This window comes from Peribacillus sp. B2I2, from assembly GCF_041261685.1.
Taxonomy (GTDB): domain Bacteria; phylum Bacillota; class Bacilli; order Bacillales; family DSM-1321; genus Peribacillus.
In genome coordinates, this window is sequence record NZ_JBGCCB010000001.1 from 3326745 (window position 1) to 3338911 (window position 12167).

Below are 12167 nucleotides of genomic sequence, written 5' to 3' on the forward strand. Positions count from 1 at the left end.
TATTAGGCAAGGGATCTTATTTTCTTTAATTAAATTTAAAATATATCGGATATTCCTTATTTCTTTAAAAAGGGAGAACCCCTTACCCAATCGCTCTTTTCAGCAATGGGACTCTAATGAGAAAAAGAAAAAAAGAAAAGCCTATCTCACTTTAGATCAAGGAGATAGGCTTTTTAGCTTTTATATTATCCCTTTAATAGCGGCATTCTTACTACTGTCTTTTATCGCTTAAGATAGTCGCTCCAAATTAATTCTGAATTTATATCGATCAGCCCGGTAGACCGATCTGACTACCCCAAGTGGTATATTGGAATCCAGGGTGCTTCTTCGTTCAATCAGCAATACCGGGGAACCTTCAATTACTTCAAGCATTTCCGCCTCGTTTTTTTGAGCGATGGAGGCTTCAATCACCTGTCTGCTATGCTGAATTTTAAAGCCAAACGTTTTTTGAACATAGTCTTGAATGGAGGTTAAGGCTATTTCTTCCGTTAAATCCAGGGCAAGGTCTTTTGGTATGTATAGTCTTTCATATGCCATCGGCAACTGATCAGCAAGCCTAACACGTATCAGTTCGAAAATAGGATTTCCTGCTTCAACCTCAAGCTTCGCAGCAAGATCATCATCGGCTTTGACCTCGTTAAAACTGATAACTCGTGTACTTGGTTCAAATCCTCTTGAAATCATATCCTCTGAAAAGTTTGTTAATCCTTGCAAGGGTTGCTCCAATTTTTGTTGGGCAACGAATGTTCCTTTTCCGCGCTGCCTATATAAATAACCATCATTCACAAGGTTAGAAATGGCCTGTCTCACCGTCATCCTGCTTATTTCATATTTTTCGGTGTATTCTTTTTCTGAAGGAATCATCTCTCCTGGCGCCAATTCAAGTTTTTGAATCGCTTCTTTAATCTCCTCTTCAAGTTGATAATAAAGGGGACTCAGAGAATTCTTTTGGATCATTTAGCGTACATCTTCCTTCCATAGTGATGTAATTTTACAAGGCACCCTGATTGGAAACATCTCAAGCTAAAATACCGTTAGTAATAATCTTGTACGATCCATGCTTTTTAACACGATAAAAATTCCTGTAGATTAGATTCAAGTTTCTAAGTATCCAAATTCCTTTTTGTGAATTTCAATACAGATTCCCTTGAACGTTCAATTTCATTTTTATTTTCATTATAGAATTTTGAAACATACGCATAGAAAATAATGCTGACCGTTAGAAATTGTGCAAAAAGCGAACTTGTTGCTGCACTTCGGAATTTAGCCTCTGGTGCACGTACATGCTGGAGGGACATATCAACTTTTTCAGTTAATCCATTGTCCCCCAATCGTGATAAACCAATTGTTTTAATTCCATATGCTTTCGCTATATCAACGAGTTCCAGAATCTCTTCAGTTTCGCCACTATTGGATATACAGAAAAAAACGGTATTCTTTGATGAAGCAGCAAGCGCAGTGGCCGTAATATGCGGGTCTTGATTGGCACTTACAATCTTTCCTAACCGTAACCATTTCTGTGTAATATCTTCAGCAACGAGCCATGATGCTCCTAGTCCATAGACATAAATTACATCTGCACTCCTCATGGTTTCAATAATATTGTCAAGAACGACCTCATCCAAATAATGTGCAGTTTCTTGTATGGCTTGTACGGAGTTGGACACTATTTTATTTTTAATGGACGCTATTGGTTCATTAGGCTCAATGTCATGGAATCCTTTTTTCTCCGGTTGGGAAATGAGGGATGATAAAGAAACCTTTAGTTCAGAAAAACTGTTTACTTTTATGGAATGACAAAATCTCGTTACAGCTGAACTGCTGGCATTGGCATGATCAGCTAATTCATGTATCGTCATTCTGATAATATCATTTGGATTTTCTAAGATATATTGTGCAATTTTTCTTTCTGATTTTGGCAATTGGTTCAATAAACTTTCAATTCTTAGGATAATATTCTCGACTTGCATATGATGTAATCTCCTTGATTTTTACTTACTTTAACTGCTCCATTGCTATGTAGTAACAACCTAAGGTAGCAGATACGTCTTCTAAAATAAATTTCACTTTTGGGTTTTCAAGTTTAATATGGTTAATGTAAGAGCTTTGAACCAATGGTATATTTGTCAATATGCTACCTTTAATTGCAATTGTAACATTCTCGCTTAACTTTAACTTATTGATAACCTCAAGCGTCTTTTTGGAAAGGTGGTATCCTGCCTGACGAAGGATATTTTGCGAGAAATCATCGCCTGCATCCGCCTGTTGGACAATCAGGGGGACAAACGCAGCAATCTCGGCTTTCGTCGCGGAATAAATGAATTTCTTCAGTTCCATAACACTGTGGTAGCCCAGTTTTTTAAGTATTGACTCGGTTAAATGGCTATAATTAGATCCTTCATCCTCTTCTTTCGTCATTTTTATAAAAGCTTGCATCGCGATCCAATAGCCACTTCCTTCATCCCCAAGAATGTGTCCCCAGCCGCCAGCCGATTTCTCAATACCATTATGGATGCCGATACTTACAGATCCCGTTCCGGATATGGTCAAAATGCCATCTTTTCCTTTTAGTAAAGCAGCATGAGCGATAATTCCATCATTTACAATGGTAAACGGGGTAGTAAATGCGCTACTTATTGCACTTTTTATACCCTGTTGATTTTCAACTCCTCCATACCCAGCCAATCCTAAGCAAATGTAACGGCAACTTCCATTATTAATAGCAGCTACGCATTGTTCAATTGCCTGAATAATGTTAGCGATGGCTTGTTTTTCATTTATAAGCAGGTTTCCATACCCCGCTTTGCCTTCACTTATTTTATTACCCGCTAAATCATAAGCCACTGCTTCAGTTTTTGTGCCACCACCGTCTACACCCATAATATAATCCATATCATTCTCCTATTCAAAAAAAGGAAGGAATATCAATGTTCCTTCCCTGAAGATTCTCAATTAATATTGAATTGGAATTTCCCCCATGGCTCCAAATAATCTAACAGAAAAATTTCCTCTTCTGCTATTCTTCCGACTACATTTGTTTTCCCTGAGTTCTTCATTTCTTTCAGTGCAATCTGCAATTCCCCTTTATATTGTCCGTAGAGCTCATTTTCAATTAATATATCACCGCGTCTAATATCAGGCGTAAATGTTGGTTTAAAATCTTCGCTCTTATATTTTACGCGTGATTGAGTCGACCGAATAAGATAATCGGATACATCTCCACGGTAAAAATGAAATTCTTCCAATACTATTTTTTTCTCTAAATCTGTTATGGCTTCGTGAAGGTTAACATTAAATGTTAACAGACCGCTGTTTAACAAGCTAAGCTGTTTCAATTCATCTTCGGAGGCGTAGGCATTTGCAATAATTACATCATCGATTAATCCTGTCGCATACAAGTGTTTCGCTTGTGTTGTAATGGGCAATTCCCGGTGCATTTCTATTGTACATAATCCTTCCGTTATCGGCCAAGGTCCGTAAGTTGCTGCATTTGAGCTAATGAAAGCTGCCGTGCGGATATTGTGCTTTTTGAATGACTCACAGCATTTTATAAAATGAGGATAGCTCAATCCCGCATAGCGATGCGGATAGAAGTTATGTGATCCAACTAAATTTTCTTTATTAGGTTTGTAATCCATAATATTTTCTAAATATTTCGTTGCGTTGCTCATGTTTATTTCAATTTTCAGATCATAGGGATTATGTGTCATAATCGACTCTTCGTTACCTGTAAAACCCATGTCCAGCCTGATTCCATACGCACCTAATTCTGCAAAAAACGATAAGTCATTATAAGAAATGCCTAGCGCCCCAAATACCCGGGGTGCAATATCGACCATCACTTCCATATTCAATTGATTGGCATATACAATCGTTTCTTTAAATTCTTTTAAAATCTTCTCTTTGTCACCTTCAACAGAAAGCAAGCAAGTAAAGATCTTTTTGAATCCATATTTGTGTGCAAGTGCAATGTATTCGATGTCTTTTTCTACGGTTGAATGTTCTGGATAGATGGATATACCGAGTTTACCCATTGTTTAATCACCTCTTCTTTACTGTTGTGGGGCTAGCTTTTTTACAATGCGGATCATATGTTCAATTAGTTTTTGTTCACTCATTGCCGTCATCAAGTGGTCCTGAGCATGAATCATCAATAAAGTTTTTTCACTTGGAACTCCATTCAATTCTGCTTGAATTAGCTTGGTTTGTGTCTTATGTGCCAAGTTCAATTCTTCCTGACCTTGTTTAATTAGTTCTTCTGCTTTTTCAAAATTAAATTCTTCCGCTTCTTTCAATGCTTCGAATGCTAATCCTCTAGCATTTCCGCTATGTGAAATTATTTCAAAAATTTCCATTTCGTTATTGTTCATTTCAGTTGACATATCATTACACTCCTATTTATGTTAGATTATTAGATTCCTGTATTCCATATTCAATGTTTGAAAACTCTTCACTGGATGTAAGAAACTGTACTTTCATTGAAGAATCGCGGCAAGTATTCTTCATGCGCCTTTAATAGTTTTTGTAAAACCAATTCAGCTAGATCATCACTTGGAATAAGTGGGTTGATCGTTAAAGCTAATAACGCTTTATCATACGACCCTGTAACAGCTGCCTCTGCACCTATCCTTTCAAATGATTTGATCTGTTGTATTAAGCCTTGCACTTGTACGGGTAATTTACCCATTGTCAATGGAATTGGTCCATTTTTGGTGACGATACAGCTCACTTCGACTGCTGAATCATAATCAATATCAGTAAGCGATCCTTTGTTTTGGACATTTAACACTTGAATGTCTTTTTTATCATTATAAATAGAAGAAATGACGTTGCACGCTGCATCGCTATAGTAAGCTCCACCGCGTTGCTCTAATTGTGGAGGCTTGATGTCAAGGTTTTCATCTTTGTATAGGTCAAACAAACCTTCTTCTAATTTTTTCACGATTTCAGCTCGAGTTTTCCCTGCTTTGAATGCTTCCAGCTCTTCTTCTAAAATCGTTTTTGTTTTGTAATAATAGCGATGGTACGGGCAAGGCACCACACCTAAAGATTTCAAAAATCTTCTATTCCAAGCCAGAGGAGCAATATTCTTCATCGTCATCTGAATTTTTGGATTACCCAGCATTTCAAGCACTTTATCTGTTACTTCTTGATCATCAACGAACACATGCATCCCGTATACCAAGTGGTTTAACCCAGCGAAATCTATGTGCACTCTCTTCATTTCAACACCCAGCATGTTAGAAATGGACATATGCATATTAAAAGGTACATTGCATACCCCAATGACTTTTTTATGCTTGCTGTAGCGAAGAAGGGCTTCGGTTACCATCCCCGCTGGGTTCGTGAAATTAATTAACCATGCATCAGGGCATAGCTCTTGCATTTCTTCTGCAATTTCCAGAAGAATGGGGATTGTTCGTAATGCTTTGGACAATCCACCTGCGCCATTCGTTTCTTGACCAATCAATCCAAGTTCCAAGGGAATACGCTCGTCCTTGATTCGTGCATCAAGTAATCCCACTCTCATTTGCGTTGTGACAAAATCAGCATTTTGCAAGGCTTGACGGCGGTCTAATGTTAAATGTATTTCCATTGGAATCCCTGCTTTTTCAACCATTCGCCTTGCCAAGGTTCCTACAATCTCAAGTTTTTCTTTTCCTGCTTCAATATCCACTAGCCACAGTTCTCTAATAGGCAACTCATCAAATCGTTTAATAAAACCTTCGATTAATTCTGGTGTATAACTGGACCCTCCACCAATTGTGGCAATTTTTACCCCTTTGTTCATTTCCATTCTCCTAACACCTCATGCGTAAGCATTTATTTCATATCGGCCATTTTCATTTATTTATAGATAATTGCATAACAGACCAGTGCGCTTACCGCTAATAAAGACAAGAACAATAGTGATGCTTGTTTCTTGTTTTTAAACTTACCTTCAACAAAACAAACAACCATCGTCAATCCTGCGCTTATGGCAAAGGTATTTCCTAGGTACAGTGATAATTGTTTATCTATCTCCAAAGCATTCATTAATGTGTTAAAGATAAAATTAAAAACAAGAATAAAGCTAAAAAATAGAAAGGCACTTTTGTAACTAAAAAAGTGAATTCTGGATGTTGAATTCATGCCCTTTCCTCCCTCTAACAATTATTTTAAAGGGAGTTTGGAGCTTTTAGTCCCAAACTCCCCCTTTTAAAAATTCCTTATAAAGCGATATTTTTATTATCTGTCGTTTCTACCATGTTTTCCTGCGCCAAAAGCTTTTTGTCGTACATTTTGAAGAATGGCAGATAAATAATGACGGAAATTGTTAAATTAACCATCACGAGAACAATGGCCCTCCAATCACCGCCTGTTGAAAGGTAGGCACCTATTGGAGCAGGCAATGTCCAGGGAACCATTACATAAGTAGGGTTCACCAGCCCAACGGACGTTGCTACATATGCAAGTGTCGCACCAATTAGCGGTGTTATGATAAATGGAATGATCAATATTGGGTTCAATACAATAGGCATCCCAAAGATAACAGGTTCATTGATGTTAAAAATGCTTGGAACAATTGTTGCTTTCCCCATCGCTTTACTATAGGTAGACTTTGCCGTCAAGAGCATCGCAATTACTAAACCCAATGTTGCACCAGAGCCACCAATCCAAATAAACCATTGGAAGAATGTTTCAGGAGCTATGTGGGGAATTGTCTTCCCAGCTGCAACTGCTGCTGAGTTATTCGCTAAGTACACTTCCCAAACTGGACGAGCAACGGCACCTACCACTGATACGCCATGAATACCAAATGACCAGAAGAATGTAATCAAAAACACTGGAATTAATACACCTGGCAAGGTATCGCCTGCACTTATGAGTGGTGCAACCGCTTTATCAACAAGTGAATGTAAATCAACAGCAAAAACGACTGTAATCAAGGTCATGACAAGCAGTACAATTGTAACTGGTATTAATGCTTCAAATGACCGGGCTACTGAAGTTGGAACAGAATCCGGCATTTTAATTGTGATATTTTTGGTCTTACATAGACGTAAAATTTCGACTGCAAAAATGGATACGAGCATTCCTACAAAAAGGCCATGGCCTCCGAGATTTGTCATTGGCAAAACAAACCCCACACCATCCATCATTTTTACTCCTATTGTGAACAAGAAGGCTGCCAATGATAGTAAACCTCCAGATAGGGGATCAAGTTTATAGCTTTGAGATAAACTGTAGCCTATACCAAAAGTAATATATAGAGTCATGATAAACATCGTTAATCGATATGGTATTAAAATTTCAGCTATGTGTTTTGCAGCCCATTCACCTACTGCACTATCTGCTGCAACGGGCGGGAATGCAATGATCAAAAATAAACTCCCAAAGATAATGAACGGTAACGCAGAAACCACACCATCGCGAATTGCGCGTAAATGTTTTTGCTCAGACAATTTCGCCATGGGGGTTGAAAGATTATTTTCTAAAAAAGCTACAAACTTGTCCATTCGTCGTTTTCCCCTTTTACGTTTGATTGAAAAGAAATAGAGTTAGATTATTATTTTGCTAGTTCTGTTACAAGTTTTAGTAGCTTAGGTCCACCAAGAGGACTGTAAGCTTGAGCTGGAATGGCTTCACATGGAACACCTGCTTCATCGGCAGATGCCTTAAAGCCATCGAAACGATGTTTGACTTGTGGAGCTACCATTGCCACATCCCAGCCGTTACGTACTTCTGCATCAAATTCTTGAGTTCCGACTGCCAATACTTCGATATTTACACCCTGTTTTTCCCCTTCTTTTTTTAAAGCGCTTACAACGATAGCACTTGACATTCCACCTGAACATACGAATAATACCTTCATTATTTGTTCCTCCAATTTTTTATTTTTTTATTAAAAAGCGTTAAATCGTTTTTCTTATGAAACCATGTGCCTTTTCTAAACGATTTGATGCTTCTTCATATGAAACATTCGTTAAAATCATGACAATTGCAATTTTAGGCTGATCATGTGCCTTTTCTAAAAATTCATCTGCAACTTCATAACTACAGTCAGTAGCGTCCATGATAATACGTTTTGCACGTTCAACCAGCTTTTCATTTGTTAACTGTAAATCCACCATTAAATTCCCATAAACCTTTCCCACTCCAACCATTGAAGCTGTTGAAAGCATGTTGCATACTAACTTTTGAGATGTTCCAGCTTTTAAACGTGTCGAACCTGTCAGGACTTCAGGCCCGTTTACTACTTCAATCGCAACTTTTGCAATTTTCCCTATCTCTGAACCTTTGTTACAGCTTATAGACACTGTTCCTGCACCAACTTGATTGGCATATTCCAAGCCTGCAATAACATATGGAGTGCGTCCACTGGCCGCAATTCCTACTACAACGTCCTTGTTCGTCAATTCGATTTTCTTTAAATCTTCAGGACCTAATTCAAAACTGTCTTCTGCACCTTCAACCGCTTTAATGAAAGCCTTTTCCCCGCCAGCTATAAGACCCACTACTTCGCTTGGATCGGTATTGAATGTTGGGGGACATTCTACTGCATCCAATAAACCGATGCGCCCACTTGTACCTGCACCCATGTAAATTAATCTGCCATTTTTATTCATAGCTGCAACGATCATCTCCACTGCTTTGGAAATTTGCGGAAGTTCTTTTTTTACACAATGGGCAACTTTTATGTCTTCCTCGTTCATCACCTCTAACAATTCAAGTGTATTCATTTGATCTAAACTCATGGTCTTTTCATTACGACGCTCTGTCGTTAAATGCCCTAGCATACAAATCATCCTTTTTTTATTCAGTGGTGAAAGTGGTGAAACTTTTTTTGCTATAGTGAATATATCACTATTAAAATTTTATTTCAATATTGTGTATACATTTTTAAAAATTAATTTTAAAATAAACGTAGATACATAAATGATTTATAACTTTCTACTAAAAATGTAAACCGGTTGGCTATTTCATGAATCCTATGATTCTTTTATTGATTAGACATAATCTCCATTCAGATTGGTGACAATTTGATATATTCTTTATTTGTTAACGCTTACAAATAATTAAATATAAATATTAGTAATGAAATGAGGTTGTATTATTGATGAATGAAAGAGTTACAAAGAGAAAATTAGGTTCATTGGCGCTAGCCGCTTTGGTGGGAGGATCGCTTATCCTTCCATCTGACTTGATTGCAAATGCAGAATCAGGAACTATCCCTCAGCAAACGACTTATATAAAACAGGAACTGCGCGCAACTTGGATTGCAAGTGTGTTAAATATTGACTGGCCGTCCAAACCTGGTTTATCCGTATCAGCACAGAAAGAAGAATTCATAAAATATTTGGATGAACAAAAAGCAATGGGCATGAATGCTGTCGTTATGCAAATCAAACCCACTGCAGATGCTTTTTATCCTTCTGAATACGGTCTCTGGTCAAAATATTTAACAGGAGTCCAAGGAAAAGATCCTGGGTACGACCCTCTTGCATTCATGGTTGAAGCAGCACATGAGCGTAATATGGAATTTCATGCGTGGTTTAATCCATACCGCATAACCATGCCTTTAGGTAAAACAGCTGAAATATCGGATATTGATAATCTTCCAGAATCCCATCCTGCTAGAAAGCACCCGGATTGGGTCATACCATATGGACAACAATTGTACTTTAACCCAGGCATTCCTGGCGTACAGCGGTTTGTAATCGATGGAATAATGGAAGTTGTTAAGAATTATGATATCGATGCAGTTCATATGGACGATTATTTCTATCCTTACAAGATTGCAGGAGTACCTTTCCCGGATGAACATTCCTATCAAAAATATGGAGCAGACAGATTTACAAATATAGAAGATTGGCGCAGGGATAATGTAAATAACCTTGTTAAGCATATAAATGAAGAAATCAAGGCAGAAAAGTCATATGTGAAGTTTGGTATTAGTCCATTTGGAGTTTGGCGCAACAAAGCAGTTGATCCCACAGGGTCTGACACTGCTGCCGGGCAAACGAATTACGATGATTTATATGCAGATACCAGAACGTGGATCAATAATGGATACATTGATTATATTGCTCCCCAATTATATTGGAATATAGGATTGCCAGTAGCTGACTATGCCAAACTTCTTGATTGGTGGACAAAAGAAGTCGAAGGTAAAAATGTTCAACTCTATATTGGACAAGGAGACTATAAAATTAATACAGAGTCCAATGGTGTACAAAACTGGTTCAATCCTGAAGAAATGCCCAACCAGTTAAAACTGAATCGAACATATGAGGAATTTGATGGAAGCATGCATTTCAGTGCCAAAGATTTACGGAAAAACCCCCTTGGGATAGCAGATCGCTTAAGCGAGGATATTTATAAACATCCCGCATTGGTTCCAGCCATGCCTTGGATTGATGATCATGCTCCAAAAGCTCCAAAGGTAATCAAGGCAACACAAGCAGGAGATGGAATACAATTTGAAATTAACGATCACAAGCAATCGGATGCATCCTATTATGCCATTTATCGTTTTGATGGAGAGAAAAAAGGAAGTATAGAAGACTCAACGAATTTACTGGCTACCGTGCATAAAGAGAAAAACCGTCAATTATTTAATGATGGGACTGTAGTAAAAGGAAAGACTTACACATATGTTGTTACTGCCTTGGACCGTACCCATAATGAAAGCAAACAAACTAAACAGATTAAAATAAAAGTAAAATAATCATCAAGTTATGGCTTAACCGTTAAAGTGGAGCATGTAATTGAATAATGACGTAAGGTATGCATGAACAACATGCAGGAATGGTCTTATCTTTAGTATCATTTGCTGTTGCAAAAAATCACAAATCAGGATTATAAAAGTCAATTAAAGTAGGTGGAAGACTATGTACATAGTAGGGTTAATGTCCGGAACATCACTGGATGGAATTGATGCCGCACTTGTTCGGGTGGATTATAGTGGACTAGAGACTGAAATGGAAATGATTGAGTTCATAACATACCCTTTTCCAAAAGATGTTGAAAAAGAAATTATGCAGTCTTTATCGGTAGACACATCCAATGTGCAGTTAATTTGCAGTTTGAATTTTAAATTAGGAAAATTATTTGCCAATGCAGTAAAGGAAGTTTGTCTTAAAGCTGGATTTCCCATTAATAAACTGGATCTTATTGGATCCCATGGACAAACCATATACCACCAGCCCATACAAGAACAAAATTGGATTCCCTCCACGTTGCAAATTGGGGAAGCTGCAGTGATAGCTCATGATACAAACACTCCTGTTATATCTAACTTCCGTACGATGGACATGGCTGCAGGAGGACAAGGAGCTCCGCTTGTTCCTTTTACCGAATATATTCTTTATAGAAGCGAAACGAAGGGAAGATTACTTCAAAACATAGGGGGCATTGGAAATGTAACCGTCTTACCCAAGCAAGCATCTCTGGATGACATGTATGCTTTTGATACAGGGCCAGGGAATATGATCATTGATGAAGTATGCCGACAATTGTTCCATGTAAAATATGATGAAGGTGGTAAAATAGCTAAACAAGGACAAATTAATGACGAACTTTTATCTTATTGCATCAGTCATCCTTATATTATTAGCCCTCCACCAAAATCAACCGGCAGAGAATTGTTTGGCAAGCAATATGTTGTAAAACTATTAAAGATGTTTGAATCACTTCCAAGCCAAGATATTTTATCAACAGTAACGATGTTCACAGCAAAGTCTATTGTGGAGAATTATCGAAATTTCATCTTTCCTAAAACCAATATAGAAGAAGTGATTATTGGCGGCGGTGGCAGCTACAATAAAACGTTATTAAATATGATCCAATCATTACTTGGAAATTCCATTCAAGTCTTGACTCAAGAAGAGTTGGGATACTCTTCAGAAGCAAAAGAAGCGGTGGCCTTTGCGCTACTTGCAAATGAGACTTTTCATGGTCATGCAAGTAACGTTCCCAAGGCTACCGGCGCTAACATCGATGTCATCCTTGGAAACATGACCTTCCCTCCTTCAACACATCGAATTAAGAAGTAAACATAGTACAATATTATATTGGGAAGCAGATATATGAAGAAAAACAACGTTATCCTAAATGGATTGCAACCCAAATTTATATAACTTTTTCACAATTGTATAAGGTAAAAAGCTTATTAACTATTGAAA

At 37.7% G+C, this 12167-nt stretch carries 12 protein-coding genes; 2 read left to right on the forward strand and 10 right to left on the reverse strand.

Annotated features, from left to right (window positions below; translation table 11 throughout):
- Positions 1-228 precede the first annotated feature (228 nt).
- The 10 genes from ABIE66_RS16380 to murQ form a co-directional block, all read right to left on the reverse strand.
- Positions 229-957 carry a GntR family transcriptional regulator gene (locus ABIE66_RS16380; protein ID WP_370015523.1) on the reverse strand — a complete coding sequence of 243 codons (729 nt, stop codon included), beginning with the start codon at positions 955-957 and terminating at the stop codon, positions 229-231.
- A gap of 146 nt (positions 958-1103) precedes the next feature.
- Positions 1104-1970, reverse strand: a complete 867-nt coding sequence (locus tag ABIE66_RS16385; RefSeq protein ID WP_289315953.1) for a MurR/RpiR family transcriptional regulator — start codon at positions 1968-1970, stop codon at positions 1104-1106.
- Between the two features lie 25 nt (positions 1971-1995).
- Positions 1996-2892: an N-acetylglucosamine kinase gene (locus ABIE66_RS16390; protein WP_370015526.1), complete on the reverse strand. Its 897-nt coding sequence runs from the start codon at positions 2890-2892 to the stop codon at positions 1996-1998.
- A 56-nt stretch (positions 2893-2948) separates the two neighbouring features.
- Positions 2949-4034 carry a DUF871 domain-containing protein gene (locus tag ABIE66_RS16395; RefSeq protein ID WP_370015528.1) on the reverse strand — a complete coding sequence of 362 codons (1086 nt, stop codon included), beginning with the start codon at positions 4032-4034 and terminating at the stop codon, positions 2949-2951.
- An 18-nt stretch (positions 4035-4052) separates the two neighbouring features.
- Positions 4053-4382, reverse strand: a complete 330-nt coding sequence (locus tag ABIE66_RS16400) for a PTS lactose/cellobiose transporter subunit IIA (protein ID WP_289315950.1) — start codon at positions 4380-4382, stop codon at positions 4053-4055.
- A gap of 68 nt (positions 4383-4450) precedes the next feature.
- On the reverse strand, positions 4451-5797 hold the full coding sequence (locus ABIE66_RS16405) for a 6-phospho-beta-glucosidase (protein ID WP_289325489.1): 1347 nt from the start codon (positions 5795-5797) through the stop codon (positions 4451-4453).
- 50 nt (positions 5798-5847) lie between these two features.
- Positions 5848-6132, reverse strand: a complete 285-nt coding sequence (locus ABIE66_RS16410; RefSeq protein WP_289315949.1) for a hypothetical protein — start codon at positions 6130-6132, stop codon at positions 5848-5850.
- Positions 6133-6209: 77 nt separating this feature from the next.
- Positions 6210-7499 carry a PTS sugar transporter subunit IIC gene (locus ABIE66_RS16415; RefSeq protein WP_289315948.1) on the reverse strand — a complete coding sequence of 430 codons (1290 nt, stop codon included), beginning with the start codon at positions 7497-7499 and terminating at the stop codon, positions 6210-6212.
- Between the two features lie 50 nt (positions 7500-7549).
- A complete protein-coding gene (locus ABIE66_RS16420) occupies positions 7550-7855 on the reverse strand; it encodes a PTS sugar transporter subunit IIB (protein WP_289315947.1) in 306 nt (101 codons plus the stop codon).
- A 40-nt stretch (positions 7856-7895) separates the two neighbouring features.
- The gene (murQ, locus tag ABIE66_RS16425) at positions 7896-8789 is read right to left on the reverse strand and encodes an N-acetylmuramic acid 6-phosphate etherase (protein ID WP_370015533.1); all 894 of its coding nucleotides are present in this window, start codon (positions 8787-8789) and stop codon (positions 7896-7898) included.
- 311 nt (positions 8790-9100) lie between these two features.
- On the opposite strand from murQ, the gene ABIE66_RS16430 reads away from it, so the two are divergent.
- Positions 9101-10711: a glycoside hydrolase family 10-like protein gene (locus tag ABIE66_RS16430; protein ID WP_370015535.1), complete on the forward strand. Its 1611-nt coding sequence runs from the start codon at positions 9101-9103 to the stop codon at positions 10709-10711.
- A 163-nt stretch (positions 10712-10874) separates the two neighbouring features.
- Positions 10875-12038 carry an anhydro-N-acetylmuramic acid kinase AnmK gene (gene anmK, locus ABIE66_RS16435; protein ID WP_370015537.1) on the forward strand — a complete coding sequence of 388 codons (1164 nt, stop codon included), beginning with the start codon at positions 10875-10877 and terminating at the stop codon, positions 12036-12038.
- Positions 12039-12167 lie beyond the last annotated feature (129 nt).